General features: G+C 65.0%; 25 protein-coding genes. 19 read left to right on the forward strand and 6 right to left on the reverse strand.

Translation table 11 applies throughout. From position 1 onward, the window contains the following. Positions 1–4: 4 nt before the first annotated feature. The 3 genes from H3H51_RS02125 to rpmE are packed head-to-tail and all read right to left on the reverse strand — an operon-like array spanning position 5 to position 2,477. The gene (locus tag H3H51_RS02125) at positions 5–1,441 is read right to left on the reverse strand and encodes a M48 family metalloprotease (protein ID WP_183088015.1); all 1,437 of its coding nucleotides are present in this window, start codon (positions 1,439–1,441) and stop codon (positions 5–7) included. Next, complete coding sequence (locus H3H51_RS02130; RefSeq protein ID WP_183087362.1) at positions 1,441–2,238, reverse strand: thermonuclease family protein; 798 nt, start codon at positions 2,236–2,238, stop codon at positions 1,441–1,443. The genes H3H51_RS02125 and H3H51_RS02130 overlap by 1 nt, the downstream gene beginning before the upstream one ends. A 26-nt stretch (positions 2,239–2,264) precedes the next feature. Next, positions 2,265–2,477 carry a 50S ribosomal protein L31 gene (gene rpmE, locus H3H51_RS02135; RefSeq protein WP_183087363.1) on the reverse strand — a complete coding sequence of 71 codons (213 nt, stop codon included), beginning with the start codon at positions 2,475–2,477 and terminating at the stop codon, positions 2,265–2,267. Positions 2,478–2,639: 162 nt separating this feature from the next. Here rpmE and H3H51_RS02140 point away from each other — a divergent pair, with 162 nt between their 5' ends. The 10 genes from H3H51_RS02140 to H3H51_RS02185 all read left to right on the forward strand — a co-directional run bounded on the left by H3H51_RS02140 (position 2,640) and on the right by H3H51_RS02185 (position 15,414). Then, a complete protein-coding gene (locus H3H51_RS02140) occupies positions 2,640–4,859 on the forward strand; it encodes a primosomal protein N' (RefSeq protein ID WP_183087364.1) in 2,220 nt (739 codons plus the stop codon). Between the two features lie 165 nt (positions 4,860–5,024). Further along, positions 5,025–6,764, forward strand: coding sequence for an arginine--tRNA ligase (gene argS / locus H3H51_RS02145; protein WP_183087365.1), 1,740 nt, complete (start codon positions 5,025–5,027; stop codon positions 6,762–6,764). Further along, the gene (locus tag H3H51_RS02150) at positions 6,765–7,454 is read left to right on the forward strand and encodes an SPOR domain-containing protein (protein WP_183087366.1); all 690 of its coding nucleotides are present in this window, start codon (positions 6,765–6,767) and stop codon (positions 7,452–7,454) included. Between the two features lie 95 nt (positions 7,455–7,549). Further along, a complete protein-coding gene (gene hslV, locus H3H51_RS02155) occupies positions 7,550–8,080 on the forward strand; it encodes an ATP-dependent protease subunit HslV (RefSeq protein ID WP_183087367.1) in 531 nt (176 codons plus the stop codon). A gap of 27 nt (positions 8,081–8,107) precedes the next feature. Further along, the gene (gene hslU / locus H3H51_RS02160) at positions 8,108–9,448 is read left to right on the forward strand and encodes an HslU--HslV peptidase ATPase subunit (RefSeq protein WP_183087368.1); all 1,341 of its coding nucleotides are present in this window, start codon (positions 8,108–8,110) and stop codon (positions 9,446–9,448) included. A 54-nt stretch (positions 9,449–9,502) separates the two neighbouring features. Further along, a complete protein-coding gene (locus H3H51_RS02165; RefSeq protein ID WP_183087369.1) occupies positions 9,503–9,874 on the forward strand; it encodes a gamma-butyrobetaine hydroxylase-like domain-containing protein in 372 nt (123 codons plus the stop codon). Positions 9,875–10,152: 278 nt separating this feature from the next. Then, the gene (gene phaC / locus H3H51_RS02170) at positions 10,153–11,832 is read left to right on the forward strand and encodes a class II poly(R)-hydroxyalkanoic acid synthase (protein WP_183087370.1); all 1,680 of its coding nucleotides are present in this window, start codon (positions 10,153–10,155) and stop codon (positions 11,830–11,832) included. Between the two features lie 189 nt (positions 11,833–12,021). Next, positions 12,022–12,879 (forward strand): poly(3-hydroxyalkanoate) depolymerase, encoded by an 858-nt coding sequence (gene phaZ / locus H3H51_RS02175; RefSeq protein ID WP_183087371.1) that lies wholly within the window; start codon positions 12,022–12,024, stop codon positions 12,877–12,879. A 157-nt stretch (positions 12,880–13,036) separates the two neighbouring features. Then, positions 13,037–14,719 carry a class II poly(R)-hydroxyalkanoic acid synthase gene (gene phaC / locus H3H51_RS02180; protein ID WP_183087372.1) on the forward strand — a complete coding sequence of 561 codons (1,683 nt, stop codon included), beginning with the start codon at positions 13,037–13,039 and terminating at the stop codon, positions 14,717–14,719. Positions 14,720–14,799: 80 nt separating this feature from the next. Continuing rightward, on the forward strand, positions 14,800–15,414 hold the full coding sequence (locus tag H3H51_RS02185; RefSeq protein WP_183087373.1) for a TetR/AcrR family transcriptional regulator: 615 nt from the start codon (positions 14,800–14,802) through the stop codon (positions 15,412–15,414). A gap of 57 nt (positions 15,415–15,471) precedes the next feature. On the opposite strand, the gene H3H51_RS02190 is transcribed toward H3H51_RS02185, so the two are convergent. From H3H51_RS02190 to H3H51_RS02200, 3 genes are all read right to left on the reverse strand, one after another. Further along, positions 15,472–16,293, reverse strand: a complete 822-nt coding sequence (locus H3H51_RS02190; RefSeq protein ID WP_183087374.1) for a phasin family protein — start codon at positions 16,291–16,293, stop codon at positions 15,472–15,474. Between the two features lie 10 nt (positions 16,294–16,303). Beyond that, positions 16,304–16,765: a phasin family protein gene (locus tag H3H51_RS02195; RefSeq protein ID WP_183087375.1), complete on the reverse strand. Its 462-nt coding sequence runs from the start codon at positions 16,763–16,765 to the stop codon at positions 16,304–16,306. 120 nt (positions 16,766–16,885) lie between these two features. Further along, positions 16,886–17,164, reverse strand: a complete 279-nt coding sequence (locus tag H3H51_RS02200; RefSeq protein WP_183087376.1) for a polyhydroxyalkanoic acid system family protein — start codon at positions 17,162–17,164, stop codon at positions 16,886–16,888. 114 nt (positions 17,165–17,278) lie between these two features. Between H3H51_RS02200 and ubiE the strand changes: the two genes are divergently transcribed. The 9 genes from ubiE (at position 17,279) to H3H51_RS02245 (ending at position 23,258) form a co-directional block, all read left to right on the forward strand. Then, positions 17,279–18,049 (forward strand): bifunctional demethylmenaquinone methyltransferase/2-methoxy-6-polyprenyl-1,4-benzoquinol methylase UbiE, encoded by a 771-nt coding sequence (ubiE, locus tag H3H51_RS02205; protein WP_183087377.1) that lies wholly within the window; start codon positions 17,279–17,281, stop codon positions 18,047–18,049. Next, positions 18,049–18,663 carry a ubiquinone biosynthesis accessory factor UbiJ gene (locus tag H3H51_RS02210; RefSeq protein WP_183087378.1) on the forward strand — a complete coding sequence of 205 codons (615 nt, stop codon included), beginning with the start codon at positions 18,049–18,051 and terminating at the stop codon, positions 18,661–18,663. Before ubiE ends, H3H51_RS02210 begins: the two co-directional genes overlap by 1 nt. After that, positions 18,660–20,252, forward strand: coding sequence for a ubiquinone biosynthesis regulatory protein kinase UbiB (gene ubiB / locus H3H51_RS02215; RefSeq protein ID WP_183087379.1), 1,593 nt, complete (start codon positions 18,660–18,662; stop codon positions 20,250–20,252). Before H3H51_RS02210 ends, ubiB begins: the two co-directional genes overlap by 4 nt. A 109-nt stretch (positions 20,253–20,361) precedes the next feature. Next, the gene (gene hisI, locus H3H51_RS02220; protein WP_183087380.1) at positions 20,362–20,763 is read left to right on the forward strand and encodes a phosphoribosyl-AMP cyclohydrolase; all 402 of its coding nucleotides are present in this window, start codon (positions 20,362–20,364) and stop codon (positions 20,761–20,763) included. Continuing rightward, complete coding sequence (locus H3H51_RS02225; protein WP_183087381.1) at positions 20,756–21,100, forward strand: phosphoribosyl-ATP diphosphatase; 345 nt, start codon at positions 20,756–20,758, stop codon at positions 21,098–21,100. Before hisI ends, H3H51_RS02225 begins: the two co-directional genes overlap by 8 nt. A gap of 21 nt (positions 21,101–21,121) precedes the next feature. Continuing rightward, complete coding sequence (locus H3H51_RS02230; RefSeq protein WP_183087382.1) at positions 21,122–21,370, forward strand: twin-arginine translocase TatA/TatE family subunit; 249 nt, start codon at positions 21,122–21,124, stop codon at positions 21,368–21,370. Between the two features lie 3 nt (positions 21,371–21,373). Next, positions 21,374–21,751 (forward strand): Sec-independent protein translocase protein TatB, encoded by a 378-nt coding sequence (tatB, locus tag H3H51_RS02235; RefSeq protein WP_183087383.1) that lies wholly within the window; start codon positions 21,374–21,376, stop codon positions 21,749–21,751. Then, positions 21,748–22,554 carry a twin-arginine translocase subunit TatC gene (gene tatC, locus H3H51_RS02240; protein WP_183087384.1) on the forward strand — a complete coding sequence of 269 codons (807 nt, stop codon included), beginning with the start codon at positions 21,748–21,750 and terminating at the stop codon, positions 22,552–22,554. Before tatB ends, tatC begins: the two co-directional genes overlap by 4 nt. Beyond that, a complete protein-coding gene (locus tag H3H51_RS02245; RefSeq protein WP_183087385.1) occupies positions 22,551–23,258 on the forward strand; it encodes a 16S rRNA (uracil(1498)-N(3))-methyltransferase in 708 nt (235 codons plus the stop codon). Before tatC ends, H3H51_RS02245 begins: the two co-directional genes overlap by 4 nt. Positions 23,259–23,304 lie beyond the last annotated feature (46 nt).

Genomic DNA, 23,304 nt, shown 5'->3' on the forward strand with positions numbered 1-23,304 from the left:
CCGCCTACCGCACCGTTTTCAGCCAGTCGCCAGGGCGCGCCTGGCCATCCGGATAGAGGCCATTGAGCAGACGCAAGCGCACCAGCTGATCGTCCTCGCCATTCATCTGCGCGCTCAACGTCTGCAGGCTCTCCCCGGCTTTCAGCTGCACCAGGTGCAGGCGCCGTGGCTCGCCCAGTTGCTTCTCGGCAGCCTGCAAGGGACGAAAGCTGCGAACCACCTCCATGAAGCGCTCGTCCTGACTCTCCAGCGAGGCATGCCCTTTGACCCCGGCGACGAACAGGAAGGCCTGGCGGTCGCGAACGATCACCGCCACCCGCTTGGCCGCCGAACCCGGCACCACCGCGCTGGCAACATCCAGATCGGCCTGACGGAAGCTGTCCTGCTGCACCAGCTGCTGACGACCGGCACGCTGACGCAGGTACTGCTCGGCGCTCATCGCCTGCGCCAGGGTTTGCATGCTCATGACCAGCACGGCCTGCTGGTCGGCACTGTGGACAACCAGTGCATCGGGCCGATTGATCAGCCCCCAGCCCGCCGGCAGCGCCAGGGTGAAGTCCAGCCCGACATGGTAGAAGCGCTGGCCGCGACGCACGCCGGCATCCGCCGAGTCACCAAAAGGCAGGCCTTCGAGGTGCTGCAGATAGGTATCGCGCCCGACTTCACCCTGCCCTGGCGACAGCGAGCCCGCCGCGGTCACGACCTGATGCAGGCGCGTGTCATTGTCCGGATGGGTGTCGAACAGGCCGTGGTAGCCGCTTGCCGGCGCGTCCTCGCCCTTGGCCCCAGCCTGATCGCGGGCGAAGTCTTCCTGGCTCTTGAGCACCTTGACCACCTCGATCATCGCCTGCGGATCATAGCCGCTGCGCGCCAGGTACTGGGCGCCGAGGCCATCCGCCTCCAGCTCCATGTCACGGCCATAACCGCGCACGAAAGCATTACCCATGGCGCTGGTCAGGTCGCCGGCGGCGCCCACCCCGGTACCGATTGCCAGGGCCTGACCGAGCAGGCCCCAGGCCGTCGACTGGCTCTGCTGGCGCACACTGTGGCGCGCCGTAACGTGGCCCACCTCATGCCCCAGCACGGCCGCCAGCTCGGCCTCGGAGCTGAGATAGGCCATCAAGCCGCGATGGATATAGATGTGCCCGCCGGGCAGCGCGAAGGCGTTGATGTCCGGCGAGTCGATCACCGTGAAGCTGTACGCCAGATTGCCGCGATGGGAGTTGCGCGCGACCCGCTGGCCAACCTGCTGCACGTAGGCCTGCAGCTTCTCGTCGGCATAGCGCGAGTATTGCTGGAGGATTTCCTGACTGGCGCGCTGCCCCAGGGCGATTTCCTCGCGTTCGCTCATCATCACGAAATCGTTGTTGCCGGTCACCGGATTGACCGCACAGCCAACCAGCTGGGCGAGCAGCACCAGCAGCAACGTCATACGCACCATCATGGCAGCACCTCGATCATGGCTGGATGGGTCAGCGCTAGCATCCAGCGCGCCTGTTTGGCATTGCCACCGCCGCGCTTGGCGCGGTCGATCACCCAGCCACGCGCCTCGACCCGGCGCCCGGCCAGCGCTTGTATGTCCGGCAGATCGAAACGCGCCTGCAGCGCCGGCTCGATCCGTAGCACCAGGCCGCCTTGCAGCTCCAACCAGACACCGCCGCGATTGCGCTGCACCCGCTCGACGCGGCCATGCACCAGGGCGAAACCGGACTGACGCAAATCCGCCGGCGCCAACGGCACCGCACGCGCCCAGAGCCCGGCACGCTGTTCACGCGCAGCGGCCTCGGCCGCCTGCTGACAGGCGACCAGTTCGTCCGCCTCGAAAGCCACCTGGTAGCCCAGGCCCTCGGCCAGCAGTTGCGCCTCCAGGTTACGCCCACGCGCATCGTAGAGATGCGCCAGGGTGCGGCCGTAGTGATCCTTGCTACGCGCGCCCAGGCGCATGCCGACTCGCCCGTCATTGGCCGCGACCAGCGCCTGCAAGCGCTTGCGCGCCGCCTCGGCGAAGGGTTCGACGGGGCGTCCGTGATGGGCCGTCTCCGGCGCATTGATACCGATCAGGCGCACGCTGCGGCCGTCGACCAGGCGCAGGGTGTCGCCGTCGACCGTGCGCTCGACGCGCACCTGCGGCAACGGATCGGCCAGCGGGCAGAAGGCCTGCGCGGATAAAAGCCAAAACGCGGAAACGAAAAAGGCGCCCACTGGGGACGCCTTTTTCAACAACGCGGAAAAGCCCATAAGGTTTCCCGTGGTAGCTCGGACGCTTACTTGGCGCCGAACATGCCGAAACGCTGCTTGAAACGGTCAACACGGCCGCCGGTATCCAGCATTTTCTGCTTGCCGGTGTAGAACGGGTGGCACTCGGAGCAAACGTCCAGGCTCATCGGCTTGCACAGAGTCGAACGGGTTTTGATCACGTTGCCACAGCTGCAGGTTGCAACCATTTCTTCGTACTGCGGATGGATATCGGCTTTCATCGTATTTTCCTCGGTTTAAGTGTGCCGCCACTTGGCTTGCTGCCAAGTACCGCACGGAAATAGGCCGCGGATCATACCAGAGCACGGCAACTGCGCAAGCCACCGACAAATCTCGGCGACGTGCGGCCGTGTTAGCATCGCCGCACTGATCTGGAGCCCCCTGTGCCCGACGCTATTCTGCGCCTCGCCCTGCCCTCGCCGCTGCGCCGCCTGTTCGACTACCGCGCCCCCGCCGGGGTACCGCGCAGCGCATTGCAGCCGGGCATGCGCCTGCGCGTATCGTTCGGCCGCCGCGAGATGATCGGCGTGCTGATCGAGGTGGTCGACCACAGTGATGTGCCAGCCGACAAGCTCAAGCCCGCCCTCGCCCTGCTCGATCGCCAGGCGCCGCTGCCACCGGCGCTGTTCAAACTCTGCCTGTGGACCGCGCAGTACTACCAGCACAGCCTCGGCGACACCCTGAGCTGGGCATTGCCGGTGCTGCTGCGCCAGGGCGAACCGGCCGAAGCGCGGCAGGAGCGCTTCTGGCATGCCAGCGAGGGCGCCGACCTCAACGACCCGCGCCTCAGCCGCGCACCGCGCCAGCGCGAGGCCCTGCGCACCCTGGCCCAACACCCGCATGGCGTGGCCCATCGCCTGCTCAGCCAGCTGCAGCTGAACAAGGACAGCCTCGACCTGCTGCTGGAGAAGGGCCTGGTACAGGTCGAAGTGCGCCGCAGCGCCACCCTCCAGCGCCACGGCAGCTGGCTGGCACAACCGGAGCTGCCGCTGAATGCCGAGCAGCGCGCCGCCTTCAATGCCATCCAGTCCGGCATGGACAGCTTCGGCGCCTTCCTCTTGTACGGCGTGACCGGCAGCGGCAAGACCGAGGTCTATCTGCAGCTGATCCGCCACTGCCTGGAAGCAGGCAAGCAGGCGCTGGTGCTGATCCCGGAAATCAACCTGGGCCCGCAGACCCTCGAACGCTTCGCCCGCCGCTTCAACGCCCGCATCGCCCTGCTGCACTCCGGGGTCAATGATCGCGAGCGCCTGGATGCCTGGCTGGCGGCGCGCGATGGCGAGGCCGATATCGTCATCGGCACCCGCTCGGCGCTGTTCACCCCGCTGAAGAATCCCGGGCTGATCATCATCGACGAGGAGCACGACGCTTCTTATAAACAGCAGGAAGGCCTGCGCTACCACGCCCGTGACCTGGCCCTGGTGCGTGCCCGCCAGGAAAACCTACCGATCGTCCTCGGCTCCGCCACGCCCTCACTGGAAAGCCTGCACAACGCCCACGCCGGCCGCTACGCCCTGCTCAAGCTCACCCAGCGTGCCGGCGGCGCACAGCCACCGCGCTTCCTGCGCCTGGATATAAAAAGCCTGCCGCTGGACTCCGGCATCTCCGGGCCGCTGCAACAGGCCATCGGCCAGACCCTGGCCGCCGGCCAGCAGGTGCTGGTGTTCCTTAACCGCCGCGGCTTCGCCCCGACTCTGCTGTGCCACGACTGCGGCTGGATCAGCCAGTGCAACCGCTGCGACGCGCGGATGACCCTGCACCAGCGCTCCGGCGAACTGCGCTGCCACCATTGCGGCCACGTCGAGCGCCCCCCGCGGCAGTGCCCGGACTGCGCCAAGGTCGACCTGCGCCCCGTCGGCGCCGGCACCGAGCGCGCCGAGGAGCGCCTGAACATCCTCTTCCCGGACTTCCCGGTGCTGCGCATCGACCGTGACACCACGGCGCGCAAGGGCACCATGGACAAGCTGTTCAGCACCATCACCCGTGGCGAGCCGTGCATCCTGGTCGGCACACAGATGCTGGCCAAGGGTCACCACTTCCCGCGCGTCACCCTGGTGGCGATCCTCGATGCCGACGGCGGCCTGTACTCGGCGGACTTTCGCGCCAGCGAGCGCATGGCCCAGCTGATCGTCCAGGTCGCCGGGCGTGCCGGGCGCGCCGAGGAACCGGGCAAGGTGATCATCCAGTCGCACCTGGCCGACCACCCGCTGCTGGTCCAGCTCACCGAGCAGGGCTATCCGGCTTTCGCCGAGCAGGCCTTGAGCGAGCGCCGCGGTGCCGGCCTGCCGCCCTTCGCCCACCTGGCCCTGCTGCGCGCCGAAGCGCACAAGCCGGGGCAGGCAGAAGGCTTTCTCGACGACGCCTGCACCTATGCCGAACAACTGCAGCAGGAGCTGAGCCTGGGCGGTATCGAACTGCTCGGCCCGGTCCCTGCCCCGATGGAGCGCCGCGCCGGCCGTCATCGCGCGCAACTGCTGTTGCAAGCCAACAGCCGCGTGCCGCTGCACAAGTTGCTCAGCCACTGGCTGCCGATTCTCGAAGCGATGCCGGGCGGACGGGCGGTGCGCTGGTCGCTGGATGTCGACCCGATCGACCTTTTTTAGCCGCTCTCTGTAGGAGCGAGCTTGCTCGCGATGCTTTTGCGCAGGCATTGATCGCGAGCAAGCTCGCTCCTACAAAGAGATTTAGGCGGCCCTGCGGGTTGCCGCACTCTCCTGCCACGCCGATAATGCCCAGTTTTCGACCCGCCACGGCCGACCGAGCAGACCATGAAAGACACCATTCGCCACCTGATTGAGCAAGCCCTGACCCGCCTCACCGCCGAGGGCGTACTGCCCGAAGGCCTGACGCCGGCGATTCAGGTGGAGAACACCAAGGACAAGAGCAACGGCGACTTCGCCAGCAACATTGCCTTGATGCTGGCCAAGCCCGCCGCCATGAAGCCGCGCGACCTGGCCGAGAAGCTGGTCGCCGCCCTGCCCGCCGATGACGGCATCAGCAAGGTCGAGATCGCCGGCCCCGGCTTCCTCAACTTCTTCCAGAACAGCGACGCCCTGGCCCAGCGCCTGGAAGCCGCCCTGGCCGACGCCCAGCTCGGCGTGCGCAAGGCCGGCTCGGCACAGCGCGTGGTGGTCGACCTGTCGGCGCCCAACCTGGCCAAGGAAATGCACGTCGGCCACCTGCGCTCGACCATCATCGGCGACGGCGTGGCGCGCGTGCTGGAGTTCCTCGGCGACGAGGTGATCCGGCAGAACCACGTCGGCGACTGGGGCACCCAGTTCGGCATGTTGCTGGCGTATATGCAGGAAAACCCGGCCGCCGCCGAGAGCGAGCTTTCCGACCTGGAAAACTTCTACCGCGCGGCGAAGAAACGCTTCGACGAGTCGCCGGAATTCGCCGACCGCGCCCGCGAGCTGGTGGTGCAGCTGCAGGCCGGCGACGCCGAGTGCCTGCGCCTGTGGCACCGCTTCAACGATATTTCCCTGAGCCACTGCCAGGCGCTGTACGACCGCCTCGGCGTCAAGCTGAGCATGGCCGACGTGAAGGGCGAGAGCGCCTACAACGACGACCTGGCCAATGTGGTCGCCGACCTCAAGGCCAAGGGCCTGCTCAGCGAAAGCGAAGGCGCCCAGTGCGTGTTCATGGACGAGTTCAAGAATGCCGAAGGCAACCCGCTGCCGCTGATCGTGCAGAAGGCCGGCGGCGGCTACCTGTACGCCACCACCGACCTGGCCGCCACCCGCTACCGCGCCAACGTATTGAAGGCCGACCGCGCGCTGTACTTCGTCGACCAGCGCCAGGCCCTGCACTTCCAGATGGTCTTCGCCGCCGCGCGCCTGGCCGGCTTCGTCCCGGCCAGCATGCAGCTCGAACACATGGGCTTCGGCACCATGAACGGCGCCGACGGCCGCCCGTTCAAGACCCGCGATGGCGGCACGGTGAAACTGGTCGACCTGCTCAATGAGGCCGAAGAGCGCGCCTACAGCCTGGTCAAAAGCAAGAACCCCGACCTCGACGACGCCGAGCTGCGCCAGATCGCCCGCGCGGTAGGCATCGGTGCGGTGAAGTACGCCGACCTGTCCAAGCACCGCGCCAGCGACTACAGCTTCAACTTCGAGCTGATGCTGAGCTTCGAGGGCAACACCGCGCCCTACCTGCTGTACGCCTACACCCGCGTGGCCAGCGTATTCCGCAAGCTGGGCAAGGGCATCGAGGAAATCGGCGGGCAGATCAGCCTGGACGCCGAGCAGGAGCATGCCCTGGCCGGCAAGCTGGCGCAGTTCGGCGAGCTGCTCAACAACGTCGCCGACAAAGGCACGCCGCACCTGCTGTGCGCCTACCTGTATGACCTGGCCGGGCTGTTCTCCAGCTTCTACGAGAACTGCCCGATCCTCTCCGCCGAAGACGAAGCCGTGCGCAATAGCCGCCTGCGCCTGGCGGCGCTGACCGGCCGCACCCTCAAACAAGGCCTGCAACTGCTCGGCCTGGATACCCTGGAGCGCATGTAAGTGGCGGCGAAGAAAAAACCGGCACCCAAGCGCGGCGCCAGCCGCTACCAGGCACCCCCGAAAAAACCGGTACCCGGCTGGGTATGGCTGGCCTGTGGCCTGGTGATTGGCGGCTTCATGGTGTTCCTGTTCAGCCTCGAACCCGGCCGCGGCGACGTCAAACGCGCCAAGCCGGATGAACAGGCGCGCGCCAGCAGCAAGACCGTCGAGCAGAAGAAGACCCCGGCGACCCAGGAACCGGTCAAGCCCAAGTACGACTTCTACACCCTGCTGCCGGAATCCGAGGTCATCGTGCCGCCGGACGCCATGCAGCAGGAAACCCCACCTACGCCGCCGACCACCCCGGTGACCCCGGAGGAAGCCGCGAAGATCGACGCCGCCCGTGCCGAAGCCCTGCTCAACGGCCAGACCCCGCCACCGCCACCCACCGTGGCCATGGCGCCGGTCACCACCCAGTTCTTCCTCCAGGCCGGCTCCTTCCGCAAGCGCGAAGACGCCGACAAGGTGCGCGCCCAGCTGATCCTGCTCGGCCAGAGCGTGCAGGTGGAGTCGGGCAAGGTGCGCGAAGAAACCTGGTTCCGCGTACTGGTCGGCCCCTACGCCAGCCGCGAAGCACTGGCCAGCGCGCAGAAACAGCTGGCTGCCAGCGGCTATAGCAACCTGTTGTTACAGCAGCGCCAAAGTCGCTGAACCGCTAATTGGCCTCGTCCGGTTGAAAAGCCGGACGGGCCACCCCACCTAAGTCTTCATCAGGGCAATTCGCCCATCGTGTGGAGACGCTCCCCTTGACCACCATCGTTTCAGTTCGCCGCAACGGCAAAGTCGTCATGGGCGGCGACGGCCAGGTATCCCTGGGCAACACCGTGATGAAAGGCAACGCCAAGAAAGTCCGGCGCCTCTACCACGGCCAGGTACTCGCCGGTTTCGCCGGCGCCACCGCCGACGCCTTTACCCTGTTCGAGCGCTTCGAAGGCCAGCTGGAAAAACACCAGGGCCATCTGGTGCGCGCCGCCGTCGAACTAGCCAAAGACTGGCGTACCGACCGCTCGCTCAGCCGCCTGGAAGCCATGCTGGCGGTTGCGAACAAAGATGCCTCGCTGATCATTACCGGCAACGGTGACGTGGTCGAACCCGAGCAAGGCCTGATCGCCATGGGCTCCGGCGGCGGCTTCGCCCAGGCCGCGGCCATGGCCCTGCTGCAGAAAACCGACCTCAGCGCGCGTGAAATCACCGAGGCGGCATTGAACATTGCCGGCTCCATCTGTGTCTTCACTAACCAGAACCTAACTATTGAGGAAGAAGACTGCGCTGAATAAGCGCGGCTTCCGTTGGAGCAAGCCTGCATGTCCATGACGCCCCGCGAGATCGTCTCCGAACTCAACCGCCACATCATCGGCCAGGACGACGCCAAGCGCGCCGTGGCCATCGCCCTGCGCAACCGCTGGCGGCGTATGCAGCTGCCGGCCGAGCTGCGCGCCGAGGTGACACCAAAGAACATCCTGATGATCGGCCCTACCGGCGTCGGCAAGACCGAGATCGCCCGGCGCCTGGCCAAGCTGGCCAACGCCCCGTTCATCAAGGTCGAAGCGACCAAGTTCACCGAAGTCGGTTATGTCGGCCGTGACGTCGAATCGATCATCCGCGACCTCGCCGATGCCGCGATCAAGCTGCTGCGCGAGCAGGAGATCCACAAGGTCCAGTCGCGCGCCGAAGACGCCGCAGAAGAGCGCATCCTCGACGCCCTGCTGCCGCCAGCACGGGTCGGTTTCAACGATGACCCGGCGCCGAGCAACGACTCCAATACCCGCCAGCTGTTCCGCAAGCGCCTGCGCGAAGGCCAGCTGGACGACAAGGACATAGAGATCGAAGTGGCCGAGCAACCGGCCGGCATCGAGATCATGACCCCGCCGGGCATGGAAGAAATGACCAACCAGCTGCAGAGCCTGTTTTCCAACCTGGGCAAGGGCAAGAAGAAAAGCCGCAAGCTCAAGGTCAAGGAAGCCCTCAAGCTGGTGCGCGAGGAAGAAGCCGCGCGCCTGGTCAACGAGGAAGAACTCAAGGCCAAGGCCCTGGAAGCGGTTGAGCAGAACGGCATCGTGTTCATCGACGAGATCGACAAGGTGGCCAAGCGCGGCAATGTCGGCGGCGCCGATGTGTCCCGCGAAGGCGTGCAGCGCGACCTGCTGCCGCTGATCGAGGGCTGCACGGTCAACACCAAGCTGGGCATGGTCAAGACCGACCACATCCTGTTCATCGCCTCGGGCGCCTTCCACCTGTCCAAGCCCAGCGACCTGGTGCCGGAGCTGCAGGGTCGCCTGCCGATCCGCGTCGAGCTCAAGGCGCTGTCACCGCAGGATTTCGAGCGCATTCTCACCGAGCCGCATGCCGCGCTCACCGAGCAGTACACCGAGCTGCTGAAAACCGAAGGGCTGCAGATCGAGTTCCTCCAGGACGGCATCAAGCGCATCGCCGAGATCGCCTGGCAGGTCAACGAGAAGACCGAGAACATCGGCGCGCGCCGCCTGCACACCCTGCTCGAACGCCTGCTGGAGGAAGTCTCCTTCAGTGCCGGCGACCTGGCCGGCAAGCAGAACGGTGAGCCGATCCGCATCGACGCCACCTACGTCAACGACCACCTCGGCGAGCTGGCGCAGGACGAAGACCTGTCGCGCTATATCCTCTGACCGGACTGGGTGGATAATGCCCGGCATTATCCACCCGCCACCCGGAAGCTCCCCATGCGCATGCCCACCGCCATCAAACTGCACAAGGCCTCGAAGCTCCTCGAGCTGGAGTACGACGGGCACAGCTACAGCCTCAGCGCCGAGTTCCTGCGGGTGCATTCACCCTCGGCCGAAGTGCAGGGCCACGGCAAACCTATCCTCCAGGTTGGCAAGCTCGGCGTGGGTTTGCAGGGCCTGGAACCGGCCGGCAACTATGCACTGAAATTGTGCTTCGACGACGGCCATGACAGCGGTTTGTTCACCTGGGATTACCTCTATCAACTCGCCATCCGTCACGACGAACTGTGGACGGACTATCTGGCGCAGCTGGCGGCCGCCGGCAAATCCCGCGACCCGAACGAATCTGTGATCAAGCTACTGCTCTAGCCCGCCCCTCCCGCAATATTTTCGTCACGCTTAGGGCGCACTTTCTAATCGCCCTCGGCATACTGCCGCGCGCCGTGCCATAGGGATTTGCGCGCTTGCGCAAACGGGCAAACTCGGGTAACCAAGGAACTGGCAGGTTCCATGCATTTGCCTACTGCGAATGCGAAGAAGCGCGGAGCTTAATCCGCACCCGGTAACCCGAGCAGTACCAGCCCTTCGCCCTGTGTCAGCACACAGCAACATGCCGGTATTCGTCTCAGGACAATGGAGCGTCGTAGATGACCCAAAAGAATAATGAAGACCTGCAACGGCAGGCGTCGGAAAGCACACTGGGATTGAACCCGGTGATAGGCATACGCGGTAAAGATCTGCTTACTTCTGCCCGTATGGTCCTCGCCCAGGCCATCAAACAACCCTTCCATAGCGCCAAGCACATCACTCACTTCGCTTTCGAACTGAAGAACGTGCTGCTCGGCCAATCCGAACTCACGCCCGAAGAAGGCGACCGCCGCTTCGCCGATCCGGCCTGGAGCCAGAATCCGCTGTACCGCCGCTACCTGCAGACCTACCTGGTGTGGCGCAAGGAACTGCACGACTGGATCGAGGACAGCAGCCTCTCCGAACAGGACACCAGCCGCGGCCACTTCGTCATCAACCTGATGACCGAGGCCATGGCGCCGACCAACAGCATGGCCAACCCGGCTGCGGTCAAACGCTTCTTCGAAACCGGCGGCAAGAGCCTGCTCGACGGCCTCTCCCACCTGGCCAAGGACATCGTGCACAACGGTGGCATGCCCAGCCAGGTCAACATGGACGCCTTCGAGGTCGGCAAAAACCTCGCCACCAGCGACGGCGCCGTGGTATTCCGCAACGACCTGCTGGAACTGATCCAGTACAAGCCGATCACCGAGCAGGTGCAGGAACGTCCGCTGCTGGTGGTGCCGCCGCAGATCAACAAGTTCTATGTATTCGACCTGTCGCAGGAAAAGAGCGTGGCGCGCTTCCTCCTGCGCAACGGCATCCAGACCTTCGTGGTCAGCTGGCGCAACCCGACCAAGGCGCAGCGCGAGTGGGGCCTGTCGACCTACATCGAGGCGCTCAAGGAAGCCATCGAGGTGATCCTGGCGATCACCGGCAGCAAAGACATCAACATGCTCGGCGCCTGCTCCGGCGGCCTGACCACCGCTTCCCTGCTCGGCCACTACGCCGCCATCGGCGAGCAGAAGGTCAACGCCCTGACCCTGCTGGTCAGCGTGCTGGACACCAAGCTCGACACCCAGGTCGCCCTGTTCGCCGACGAGAAGACCCTGGAGGCCGCCAAGCGCCGCTCCTACCAGTCCGGTGTCCTGGAAGGCAGCGACATGGCGAAGGTCTTCGCCTGGATGCGCCCCAACGACCTGATCTGGAACTACTGGGTCAACAATTACCTGCTGGGCAACGAGCCGCCGGTGTTCGACATCCTCTACTGGAACAACGACACCACGCGCCTGCCGGCCGCCCTGCACGGCGAATTCATCGAGATGTTCAAGACCAACCCGCTGACCCGCGCCGGCGCGCTGGAAGTCTGCGGCACGCCGATCGACCTCAAGCAGGTGACCAGCGACATCTACTGCCTGGCCGGCACCAACGACCACATCACGCCGTGGGGCTCGTGCTACAAGTCGGCCCACCTGTTCGGCGGCAAGGTCGAGTTCGTGCTGTCCAACAGCGGGCATATCCAGAGCATTCTCAACCCGCCGGGCAACCCCAAGGCGCGCTACATGACCAACACCGACATGCCGTATGACCCACGCGCCTGGCAATCCAGCGCGACCAAGCATGCGGACTCCTGGTGGCTGCACTGGCAGACCTGGCTGGCCGATCGCTCGGGCAAGCTGAAAAAGGCACCAGCCGCCCTCGGCAACAAGACCTACCAGGCAGGCGAGGCGTCCCCCGGCACTTACGTGCACGAACGCTAGGCCTCCCAGAGAACAACAGCGATACCCGTACACGCTGCACCTTGCGCAGTACTGCCCGCGGCAACTGGAAGTGCCGCCCGCCACCCCGGCCCATGTGGTCCGGGGCGGTGCTTGCCCACCAACCGGTGGGGCACTGGAGAGCCGCGCTGGATGTCGGCTCGCCACGGATCAAACCATAGGGCTTAGCGCATGCCGCAACCTTTCGCATTTCGCACCATCGAACTGGACGGCCAGACCATCCGTACGGCGGTCCGTCCGGGCAGCAGCAAGCTCACGCCGCTGCTGATCTTCAACGGCATCGGCGCCAACCTGGAGCTGGTGATGCCCTTCGTCCAGGCGCTCGACCCGGAACTGGAGGTGATCGCCTTCGACGTCCCCGGCGTTGGCGGCTCGTCCACGCCCAGCACGCCCTACCGCTTCCCCGGCCTGGCCAAGCTGGCCGCACGCATGCTCGACTACCTGGACTACGGCCAGGTCAACGCCATCGGCGTGTCCTGGGGGGGGGCACTGGCGCAGCAGTTCGCCCACGACTACCCGGAGCGCTGCAAGAAACTGGTGCTGGCGGCCACGTCGGCAGGTGCCGTAATGGTGCCGGGCAAGCCCAAGGTGCTCTGGTGCATGGCCAGCCCGCGGCGCTATATCCAGCCGTCGTATGGCGTGCAGATCGCCCCGGAAATCTATGGCGGCGCCTTTCGCCGCGATCCCAAGCTGGCCCTGGCACACGCCAGCAAGGTCCGCTCGGGCGGTAAGATGGGTTACTACTGGCAGCTGTTCGCCGGCCTAGGCTGGACCAGCATCCACTGGTTGCACAAGATCAGACAACCTACGCTGGTCTTGGCCGGCGACGATGACCCACTGATTCCGCTGGTCAACATGCGCCTGCTGGCCTGGCGCATCCCCAATACGGAATTTCACATCATCGACGATGGTCACCTGTTCCTGGTGACCCGCGCCGAAGCGGTTGCCCCGATCATCATGAAGTTCCTTGAGGAAGAACGGCAGCGGGCCGTGATGCACCCGCAACCTATGCCCGTTCGTGGTCACTGACCGCACAACTGTAGTGCTGCGCCGGCAGGATTGAGCCCGCTTCGGGCCCTGCCGGAGTAAATGGATTTCTCGCGCGGCAGTCTGGAATGCGTTCCGGCGCGCCTTGGTACAAGCCTTGCTGTCATTGTTATGACGGTTTGACGACGGAGCCTGCCCCATGCGTGAAAAGACTGCACCGGGATCACTGCCGGTACCCGCGAACTACATGAACGCGCAAAGCGCGATGGTCGGCCTGCGTGGCCGCGACATGTTTTCTACCATGCGTGGCCTGGCGTTCCAGGGCCTGCGCCAACCCGTACACAGCGCCCGTCATCTGCTTGCCCTGGGCAAGCAGCTCGGGCGCGTGATGCTCGGCGACACACCGCACAAGGTCAATCCGCAGGATGCGCGCTTCAGCGACCCATCCTGGCAACTCAACCCGTTCTACCGGCGCAGCCTGCAGGCTTACCTGGCCTGGCAGCAGCAGCTCAAGGCGTGGATCGACGAGAGCGACCTGTCGCCCGACGACCGCACCCGCGCGCACTTCCTCTTCGCCCTGCTCAACGATGCGCTGTCGCCCTCCAACAGCGTGCTCAACCCGCTGGCGGTCAAGGAGCTGTTCAACAGCGGCGGCACCAGCCTGCTGCGCGGCGCACGCCACCTGTACGACGACATGCTGAACAACAGCGGCATGCCCAGCCAGGTCAACAAACAGGCCTTCGAGGTCGGTCGCAACCTGGCCCTGACGCCCGGTTCGGTGATCTTCCGCAACGAGATGTTCGAGCTCATCCACTACAAGCCGATGAGTGAAAAGCAGTACGCCAAGCCGCTGCTGATGGTCCCGCCGCAGATCAACAAGTTCTACATCTTCGACCTCAGCCCGGAGAAGAGCTTCGTCCAGTACTGCCTGAAGAATGGCCTGCAGGTGTTCATGATCAGCTGGCGCAACCCGGATGCGCGGCACCGTGAATGGGGCCTGTCCAGCTACGTGCAGGCGGTCGAAGAAGCCATGGACGTATGCCGCACCATTACTGGCAGCAAGGACGTCAACCTGATGGGCGCCTGCGCCGGCGGCCTGACCATCGGCGCCCTGCAAGGCCACCTGCAGGCCAAGCGCCAGCTGCGCAAGGTCGGCTGCGCCACCTACCTGGTCAGCCTGCTGGACAGCCAGGTGAACAGCCCGGCAATGCTGTTCGCCGACGAGCAGACCCTCGAATCGGCCAAGCGCCGCTCCTACCAGAGCGGCGTGCTGGATGGCCGCGACATGGCCCGGGTATTCGCCTGGATGCGCCCCAATGACCTGGTGTGGAACTACTGGGTCAACAACTACCTGCTGGGCAAGGAACCGCCGGCGTTCGACATCCTCTACTGGAACAACGACAACACGCGCCTGCCGGCCGCCCTGCACGGCGACCTGCTCGACCTGTTCAAGCACAACCCGCTGACTCGCTCCGGTGGCATGGAAACCTGCGGCACGCCGATCGACCTGTCCAAGGTCAACCTCGACAGTTTCAGCGTCGGCGGCATCAACGACCACATCACCCCGTGGGACGCGGTCTACCGCTCGACCCTGCTCCTGGGCGGCAACCGCCGCTTCGTGCTGTCCAACAGCGGGCATATCCAGAGCATTCTCAATCCGCCGGGCAACCCCAAATCCACCTACCTGGAAAACGGCAAGCTCAGCGCCGACCCGCGCGCCTGGTTCTACGACGCGAAGAAAGTGGAAGGCAGCTGGTGGCCGCAATGGCTGGAGTGGATCCAGGAGCGCTCCGGCGAGCAGAGCGAAAGCGTGTTCAGTGTCGGTAACAGCAAGTACCCGGCCATGGAAGCGGCGCCGGGCACCTACGTGCACATGCGCTAACCCGCACACGCGAAACGACTGGCCGGGCAGCCCCCGGCCGGTTATCGTCGAGGCCCCTGCGGCCACTACAAGATCATGGAATGAAGACCCGCGACCGCATCCTCGAGTGTGCCCTGAACCTGTTCAATCAGCAGGGCGAACCCAACGTCTCCACCCTCGAAATCGCCACCGAGATGGGCATCAGCCCCGGCAACCTGTATTACCACTTCCACGGTAAAGAGCCGTTGATCATGGAGCTGTTCGAGCGCTTCCAGGCCGACCTGGCGCCGCTGCTCGATCCGCCGGAAGAGGCAGCCCTGGATGCCGAGGACTACTGGCTGTTCCTGCACCTGATCGTCGAGCGCCTAGCGCAGTACCGCTTCCTGTTCCAGGACCTGTCCAACCTCGCCGGGCGCCTGCCCAAGCTGGCTCGCGGCATCCGCCTGTGGCTCAACCAGCTCAAGCGCACCCTGGCCTCGCTGCTGGCGCGCCTTGGCGCACTCGGGCAATTGCGCAGCGGCACCCAGGCACTGGGACAACTGGTCGAGCAGGTCACCCTGACCCTGCTGTTCTCCCTCGACTACCAGCGCATCGTCGGTGCCGACGGCGAAGTTCGTCTGGTGGTGTACCAGGTGATGATGCTGGTCGCCCCACACCTGACCGACGACTCACGCACCGCCGCCGAACAACTGGCCCGACGCTACCTGGAAGTTTGACCGCCCAGAAACGCAAAAGCCCGGCACTAGGCCGGGCTTTTGCTGTCCTGGGAAAACTCAGGACGGTGTAGCAGGTGCCACGGGGGCAGCTACCGGTGCAGCAGGTGCGGCCGGAGCAGCAGCCGGTGCGGCGGGCTTGGCAGCTACCGGTTTGGCAGCAGGCTTGGCGGCAGGCTTCTTCGCCGCTGGCTTGGCTGCCGGCTTAACTGCAGCTTTCACCGCAGGCTTGGCTGCAGGTTTGGCGGCGGGCTTAGCGGCCGGTTTGGCAGCGGCCTTGACCAGCGGTTTAGCTGCCGGCTTGGCTGCAGGTTTTGCAGCAGCCTTGGCCACTGGCTTGGCAGCCGGTTTGGCGGCGGGCTTAGCAGCTGCCTTGGCGACCGGCTTGGCTGCCGGCTTGACCGATTTCACCGAAACACCGGTGAGCTTCTCGATCTGCTTGGTCAGGGTATCGACCTTGGTCTGCAGCGATTTCACTTCGTTGCGGCTCGGTACACCGAGACGGGAAATGGCACTGTTCAGACGCTTATCGAAAGCCTCTTCCAGCTCGCCCCATTTGCCCAGCGCCTTGCCTTTGACTTCGTCGACTTTCGACTTGGCCGAACCGACGGTGGTACCCACCGACGACTTCACCACGTCCAGTTGCTTGTCAACTTCGGTCTTGGCTTGTTTCTCGGCTTTCTCGCCGTCCTTGACCAGACCGTCGAACAGCTTGGTGCCGTCCTTGCTGACCTTGGAATAGGCACCGAGACCGGCCAGCCAGATCTGACGCGAGTACTTCTCGATCTCGCCGATCCAGGAACCGCTTTCTTTCTTCGCTGCGGGTTTCGCGGCGGGTTTCTTAGCTGCTGGTTTAGCAGCGGTAGGTTTCTTGACAGCCATCCTGCTCTCCTTATTGAGTACGCGCGACACGCTCAAGCAATGCATTCAACTCGTCCAGCTTAGCAGAGAGTGCCTCAACGTCTTGCTTGGAGGGAATACCCAAGCGATTCAGGCCGGCAGCGACGCGACCGTCGAAGGCTTTTTCGATCTTGTCGAACTGCCCTTCAACCTTGCCCTTCACTTCGGAGACGCTGGATTTGACGCTCGACTTGACGCTGGCAACCTGGGTTTCGAACTGGCTGTTGGCGGCTTCGACCTGCTTGGTCACCAGCTTCTTGCCTTCTTTCTCGACGCCTTCACCGGCCTTGACCAGGTCCTTGAAGTAATCGACGCCTTCGGCACCGGCTTTGGCGTAGGCGCCCAGACCGGCCAGCCAGACCTTGCGGGCATAGGCTTTAACGTCGGTCAGAACGGTGGCTTTGCTTTCGACTACGGCTTCAACTTTCTTCTTGACGGCGGCTTTAGTGGCCATGCGGCACCTCACGTTCAGAGTGATGAAAAGGTGGTCCTTTCACAGGACTTGAACGCAAGGTAGTTAGAAAAATTAGAAATCACATACTAGGCCGCGCGGATCGCCTGCGCGCCGTACGCCTCAACCCTGCAAGTGCTTGTCCAGGGTCTCTTCGATTTCGCGCTTGATGGTGCCGCCCAGGGCAGACAGCAACAGGCCCAGCTTGAGGCTGACGCGCACCAGTTCGTCACTCACCTCGATGCTGCCATCGGCACCGCTGCGCTTGAACTCCAGCGTGTCGCCAACCCAGCGGTACTTCACGGCGTATTCACGGGCCAGGCGCTCGGCCAGCGCCTCGGCTTTTTCACGGGCGCTCGCGCGGCCCAGGGAATGCGAACGTTCAACGGTGATGCGACTCATGCATGGCTCCGACAGCGACCTGATGTCGCACGACTATAGCGCCCCGCCCAGTGCCAAGACAAAGGCAGGCCACGGGTTTAGAATGGCCGCCACTTTGATTCCGGTGACCGCGACATGAACGATCCGCGCAAGGCCCACGACAGCGAACCGACCACCCACTTCGGCTTTCAGGACGTTCCGGAAAGCCAGAAGGCCGGCAAGGTGGCCGAGGTGTTCCACTCCGTGGCCGCCAAGTACGACCTGATGAACGACCTGCTTTCCGGCGGTATGCACCGCCTGTGGAAGCGCTTCACCATCGAGCTCTCGGGCGTGCGTCCGGGCAACCGCGTGCTGGATATCGCGGGCGGCACTGGCGACCTGGCACGCAAGTTCTCCAGCCTGGTCGGCCCGACCGGCGAAGTGGTGCTGGCCGACATCAACGAGTCGATGCTCAAGGTCGGCCGTGACCGCCTGCTCGACAAGGGCGTGGCCGGCAACGTGGTGTTCGTCCAGGCCGACGCGGAAAAACTGCCGTTCCCGGACAACCACTTCGACGTCATCACCATTGCCTTCGGCCTGCGCAACGTCACGAACAAGGAAGACGCCCTGCGTTCCATGCTGCGCGTGCTCAAGCCCGGCGGCCGCCTGCTCGTGCTGGAGTTCTCCAAGCCGTCCAGCGCGCTGCTGTCCAAGGCCTACGACACCTACTCGTTCGCCTTCATGCCGCTGATGGGCAAGCTGATCACCAACGACGCCGAGAGCTACCGCTACCTGGCCGAGTCGATCCGCATGCACCCGGATCAGGACACGCTGAAAGCGATGATGGCCGAGGCCGGCTTCGAGCGCGTGACCTTCCACAACATGACCGGCGGCATCGTCGCCCTGCATCGCGGTATCAAACCCTGATGCTGCTGACCGGGCTGCTGGCAGGCGTCGAACACGGCCTCAACCGCGTCCTGGCGATGGACAGCACGGCACTGCCGCGGCTGGCCCGCCTGGAAGGCAAGGTCATCGAGGTCGACTGCCTGAGCCCGGCCCTGCGCCTGTTCATTCTGCCCGGTGCCGAGGGCCTGCAACTGGCCAGCCACTGGGATGCCGCCGACTGCCGACTGCGCGCCCCGGCCAGCAGCCTGTTGCGCCTGGCCCTGGCCAAGGACAAGACCGCCATCCTGCACCAGCCCGAGGTCGCCCTGGATGGCGACAGCGCCGTACTGCTGGAGCTGGCGGCGATCCTCCAGGACCTTGAACTGGACTGGGAATACGAGCTGTCACGCTGGCTCGGCCCGGTCGGCAGTCAGTTGCTCGGCAGCCACCTGCGCAGCCGCGTGCAGTGGGCCGGCGACAGCCTCGACAGCCTGCGCCTGACCCTTGCCGACTACCTCAGTGAAGAATCGCGCAGCCTGGTGGGTGAACGCGAAGCGCAGGCGCGCTTCAGCGAACTCGACCAGCTCAAGCTCGCCCTCGACCGCCTCGATGCCCGCATCGAACGCCTCGCCCGTAAGGCCAAAACCTCACCATGAAGCTGCTTGCCGCCCGCCGCCTGATGCGCATCCTGCGCGTGATCATTCGTTACCGCCTGGATGACCTGCTGCTGAACCAGCCCCTGCCCGCCTGGATGCGCGCCCTGCGCCTGATCCTGCCGTGGCGCTGGCTGCCACGCAAACCGTTGCAGCTGAGCCGTGGCGCGGCGCTGCGCCTGGCCCTGGAGGAACTCGGACCGATCTTCATCAAGTTCGGCCAACTGCTGTCCACCCGCCGCGACCTGTTGCCGCCTGACGTTGCTGACGAGCTGGCGCGCCTGCAGGACCAGGTGCCGCCGTTCGATTCGGTGCATGCCATTGCGCGCATCGAAGAGCAGCTCGGTGCCACGGTCGGCGAGGTCTTCGCCCGCTTCGACGTCGAGCCGCTGGCCTCGGCCTCGGTGGCGCAGGTGCATGCCGCGCAGCTGAAAAGCGGCGAGGAAGTGGTGGTCAAGGTGATCCGCCCGGGCCTGCGCCCGATCATCCGCCAGGACCTGGCCTGGCTGTTCCTCCTCGCGCGCATCGCCGAGAAGGCCTCCGCCGACGCCCGCCGCCTGCGCCCGATGGAAGTAGTCAGCGACTACGAGAAAACCATCTACGACGAACTCGACCTGCTGCGCGAGGCGGCCAACGCCAGCCAGCTGCGGCGCAATTTCGACGGCTCCGACCTGCTCTACGTACCGCAGGTGTACTGGGACTGGTGCCGGCCCAAGGTGCTGGTGATGGAACGCATCTACGGCATCCCGGTGACCGATCTCGCGGTGCTCGCCGACCAGCGCACCAACATGAAACTGCTGGCCGAGCGCGGCGTGGAGATCTTCTTCACCCAGGTGTTCCGCGACAGTTTCTTCCACGCCGACATGCACCCCGGCAACATCTTCGTCAGCACCCGTACGCCGTGGAGCCCGCAGTACATTGCCATCGACTGCGGCATCGTCGGCAGCCTCACCCCCGAGGACCAGGACTACCTGGCGCGCAACCTGATCGCCTTCTTCAAGCGCGACTACCGCCGCGTGGCGCAGCTGCACATCGACTCCGGCTGGGTACCGGCCGAAACCCGGGTGAATGATTTCGAAGCGGCGATCCGCACCGTCTGCGAGCCGATCTTCGAGAAACCGCTGAAAGACATTTCCTTCGCCCAACTGCTGCTGCGCCTGTTCCAGACCGCGCGCCGCTTCAACATGGAAGTGCAGCCGCAGCTGGTGCTGTTACAGAAGACCTTGCTCAACATCGAAGGCCTGGGCCGCCAGCTGTACCCGGACCTGGACCTGTGGAGCACCGCGCAGCCCTTCCTCGAACGCTGGATGCGTGAACGCATCAGCCCCATGCAGTTGCTGCGCAACCTGCAGCAGCAGGCCGAACAAGTACCGCACCTGTCACAGATGGCCCGCGACACCCTGGAGCGCCTCAACCAGCCCCAGGCGCAAGCCGCACAGGCCACACCTGTCGCCAAGCACACCTGGGCCCTGCGCCTGCTGGGTGCGGCGCTGGTCGCCGGCGGCGTCAGCCAGGGCCTGGCACTGAGCCCGGCAGCGTGGGCCAGTTGGCTCAGCCTGGGGGCCGGCTTGCTGCTGGTCCTGCGCCGATAGCCAGTGCCGACGCCGGCTGGCACACTAGGGCGGTTCGGTAGAGGGCACTGCCTGGCCCACCGCGCAACGAATTGATCCGGCATGCTGCGCATGCCATGAGACGACCCTAATGACTGATTGGCTCGACGAGATTCACTGGAACGAAGATGGCCTGCTCCCCGCCATCGCCCAGGACCACAAGACCGGCCGCATCCTGATGATGGCCTGGATGAACCGCGAAGCCCTGGCCCTGACCGCCAGCGAACAACGCGCCATCTACTGGTCGCGCTCGCGCGGCAAGCTGTGGCGCAAGGGCGAGGAGTCCGGCCATGTGCAAAAGCTGCACGAGCTGCGCCTGGACTGCGACGCCGACGTGATCGTGCTGCAGGTGGAGCAGATCGGCGGCATCGCCTGCCACACCGGCCGTGAAAGCTGCTTCTACCGCGTCTACGAGAATGGCGCCTGGAAGACCGTCGACGCCGTCCTCAAAGACCCGGATGCCATCTACCACGCAGGACACAGCCATGAGTAGCAGCGACACCCTCACCCGCCTGGCCGAGGTGCTGGAGTCGCGCAAGGGCGCGGCGCCGGACAGCTCCTACGTGGCCAGCCTGTACCACAAGGGCCTGAACAAGATCCTGGAGAAGGTCGGCGAAGAGTCGGTCGAAACCATTCTTGCGGCCAAAGACGCCGCCATCAGTGGCGACAACAGCGACGTGATCTACGAAACCGCCGACCTCTGGTTCCACAGCCTGGTCATGCTCGCCGCACTCGGCCAGCATCCGCAGGCCGTGCTGGACGAGCTGGATCGACGCTTTGGACTCTCCGGGCATGCTGAAAAAGCAGCCCGCCCGACTACTTCCGACTGATTATTTACGAGGACTGATTACATGGGCATTTTCGACTGGAAACACTGGATCGTCATTCTCATCGTGGTAGTGCTGGTATTCGGCACCAAGCGCCTGAAAAACCTCGGCTCCGACCTGGGCGAGACCATCAAGGGCTTCCGCAAGGCGATGAACACCGAAGACGAAAAAACCGAAACACCGGCACCGGCCAGCACCACCGAGCAGCTGCACCAGCCGCAGACCATCGACGCCCAGGCGCAGAAAGTCGAAGAGCCGGCGCGCAAGGATTAAGCCGTGTTCGACATCGGATTTTCCGAACTGCTGCTGGTCGGCCTGGTTGCGCTGATCGTCTTCGGCCCCGAGCGCCTGCCCGCAGCGGCGCGTACCGCTGGCCTGTGGATCGGCCGGTTGAAGCGCAGCTTCAGTGCGATCAAGGCCGAGGTCGAGCGCGAGATCGGCGCCGACGATATCCGTCGCCAGCTGCATAACGAGCAGATCCTGCAGATGGAGCGCGAGCTCAAGCAGTCGATCCTGCCGCCGCAGCCGACGCCCAGCGAGCCTGCCGCTCCCGCTGCCGAAGTTCCAGCACCGACACCTGCCGCGGTCATCGCAGCGCCGATAGTCACCCCCGAAGCCTCCCCGGCCAACCCGGAGCCGCCGCGCCAGCCATGAGCCAGCAGTTACCCGATCCACACGCCGCAACGGATGCCGAAATGCCCCTGGTGGCGCACCTCACCGAGTTGCGCTCGCGCCTGCTGCGCTGCGTGATCGCCATCTTCCTGGTGTTCGCCGGCCTGTTCTATTTCGCCCAGGACATCTACACCATCGTCTCGGCGCCGCTGCGTGCCTACCTGCCGGAAGGCGCGACGATGATCGCCACGGGGGTCGCCTCGCCGTTCCTCACGCCGTTCAAGCTGACGGCCTGGTGCGCGCTGTTCCTCGCCATACCGATCATCCTGCACCAGGTCTGGGGCTTCATCGCGCCGGGCCTGTACAAGCACGAGAAGCGCATTGCCGTGCCGCTGCTGGTGTCCAGCATCTTCCTGTTCTACGGCGGCATGGCCTTCGCCTACTTCCTGGTGTTCCCGCTGATCTTCCACTTCTTCGCCAGCGTGACCCCGGAAGGGGTGGCGATGATGACCGATATCAACGAGTACCTGGATTTCGTCCTCACCCTGTTCTTCGCCTTCGGCGTGGCTTTCGAGATTCCGGTGGCGACCTTCCTGGTGGTGTGGATCGGCGTGATCGACATCCCCACCCTGAAGAAGAGCCGCCCCTACGTGATCGTCGGCTGCTTCGTGGTCGGCATGATCCTCACCCCGCCGGACATCTTCTCGCAGACCCTGCTGGCCGTGCCGATGTGGCTGCTGTTCGAGATCGGCCTGTTCTTCGGCGGCCTGGTGCGCAAACGCAGCGAGCACGAAGAAGAGGCAGAAGCGGCCTCCGACGACCAGCCGCCCGCCCCGCTGCCGTGAACCTGCTGCTGCTGGAAGACGCCGACTTCGTCGCTGCCGATCGTGTCGTCCTGCAAGGGCGGCGCCTCAAGCACCTGCATGAGGTTCATCGCGCCGAGGCCGGCGACAGCCTGCGCGTCGGCCGCCTCGGTGGCCTGATGGGCAGCGGCACCCTCGAGGTATTGGGCGCCGAACAGGCCGAGATCAGCGTCCACTTCGACCAGCCGCCACCAGCCAAGCTGCCGCTGACCCTGCTGCTGGCCCTGCCACGGCCGAAGATGCTGCGCCGCGTGCTGCAGACCGTCAGCGCCATGGGTGTGCCACGGCTGATCCTGCTCAACAGCTACCGGGTGGAAAAGAGTTTCTGGCAGACCCCCTTCCTCGATCCCGGTGCCGTCCGCGAACAACTGATCCTCGGCCTGGAGCAGTCGCGCGATACCGTGCTGCCCGAGGTCGTCATCGAGAAGCGCTTCAAGCCCTTTGTCGAGGATCGCCTGCCTGCCCTGGCCGCCGGCAGCCTCGGTCTGGTCGGCCACCCTGGCGACTTCCCCGCCTGCCCACGCGCGGTCGAGCAGGCCGTGACCCTGGCCATCGGCCCGGAGGGCGGCTGGATTCCCTACGAGGTCGAGAAACTGCAAGAAGCCGGGCTGAATCCCGTGCAGCTCGGCGAGCGCATCCTGCGCGTGGAAACCGCCGTCACCGCCCTGCTCGCCCGCCTGTTCTAGCTTCAGTTCCCGCCACGCCTGCCGATAAGCCGCGACAAGCCCGAAA

This window comes from Aquipseudomonas ullengensis, assembly GCF_014174475.1.
Taxonomy (GTDB): Bacteria; Pseudomonadota; Gammaproteobacteria; order Pseudomonadales; family Pseudomonadaceae; genus Aquipseudomonas; species Aquipseudomonas ullengensis.

What these genes read in the sequence shown, in the direction of transcription:
- H3H51_RS02125 (WP_183088015.1), bottom strand. Translation starts at nt 1,441, where the DNA reads ATGGTGCGTATGACGTTGCTGCTGGTGCTGCTCGCCCAGCTGGTTGGC.
- H3H51_RS02130 (WP_183087362.1), bottom strand. Translation starts at nt 2,238, where the DNA reads ATGGGCTTTTCCGCGTTGTTGAAAAAGGCGTCCCCAGTGGGCGCCTTT.
- ubiB (WP_183087379.1), top strand. Translation starts at nt 18,660, where the DNA reads ATGAAGCTGCTTGCCGCCCGCCGCCTGATGCGCATCCTGCGCGTGATC.
- H3H51_RS02195 (WP_183087375.1), bottom strand. Translation starts at nt 16,765, where the DNA reads ATGGCCACTAAAGCCGCCGTCAAGAAGAAAGTTGAAGCCGTAGTCGAA.
- H3H51_RS02165 (WP_183087369.1), top strand. Translation starts at nt 9,503, where the DNA reads ATGCGCATGCCCACCGCCATCAAACTGCACAAGGCCTCGAAGCTCCTC.
- H3H51_RS02185 (WP_183087373.1), top strand. Translation starts at nt 14,800, where the DNA reads ATGAAGACCCGCGACCGCATCCTCGAGTGTGCCCTGAACCTGTTCAAT.
- hslU (WP_183087368.1), top strand. Translation starts at nt 8,108, where the DNA reads ATGTCCATGACGCCCCGCGAGATCGTCTCCGAACTCAACCGCCACATC.
- rpmE (WP_183087363.1), bottom strand. Translation starts at nt 2,477, where the DNA reads ATGAAAGCCGATATCCATCCGCAGTACGAAGAAATGGTTGCAACCTGC.
- hisI (WP_183087380.1), top strand. Translation starts at nt 20,362, where the DNA reads ATGACTGATTGGCTCGACGAGATTCACTGGAACGAAGATGGCCTGCTC.
- argS (WP_183087365.1), top strand. Translation starts at nt 5,025, where the DNA reads ATGAAAGACACCATTCGCCACCTGATTGAGCAAGCCCTGACCCGCCTC.
- H3H51_RS02200 (WP_183087376.1), bottom strand. Translation starts at nt 17,164, where the DNA reads ATGAGTCGCATCACCGTTGAACGTTCGCATTCCCTGGGCCGCGCGAGC.
- ubiE (WP_183087377.1), top strand. Translation starts at nt 17,279, where the DNA reads ATGAACGATCCGCGCAAGGCCCACGACAGCGAACCGACCACCCACTTC.
- H3H51_RS02190 (WP_183087374.1), bottom strand. Translation starts at nt 16,293, where the DNA reads ATGGCTGTCAAGAAACCTACCGCTGCTAAACCAGCAGCTAAGAAACCC.
- H3H51_RS02225 (WP_183087381.1), top strand. Translation starts at nt 20,756, where the DNA reads ATGAGTAGCAGCGACACCCTCACCCGCCTGGCCGAGGTGCTGGAGTCG.
- phaZ (WP_183087371.1), top strand. Translation starts at nt 12,022, where the DNA reads ATGCCGCAACCTTTCGCATTTCGCACCATCGAACTGGACGGCCAGACC.
- tatC (WP_183087384.1), top strand. Translation starts at nt 21,748, where the DNA reads ATGAGCCAGCAGTTACCCGATCCACACGCCGCAACGGATGCCGAAATG.
- H3H51_RS02210 (WP_183087378.1), top strand. Translation starts at nt 18,049, where the DNA reads ATGCTGCTGACCGGGCTGCTGGCAGGCGTCGAACACGGCCTCAACCGC.
- H3H51_RS02230 (WP_183087382.1), top strand. Translation starts at nt 21,122, where the DNA reads ATGGGCATTTTCGACTGGAAACACTGGATCGTCATTCTCATCGTGGTA.
- phaC (WP_183087372.1), top strand. Translation starts at nt 13,037, where the DNA reads ATGCGTGAAAAGACTGCACCGGGATCACTGCCGGTACCCGCGAACTAC.
- phaC (WP_183087370.1), top strand. Translation starts at nt 10,153, where the DNA reads ATGACCCAAAAGAATAATGAAGACCTGCAACGGCAGGCGTCGGAAAGC.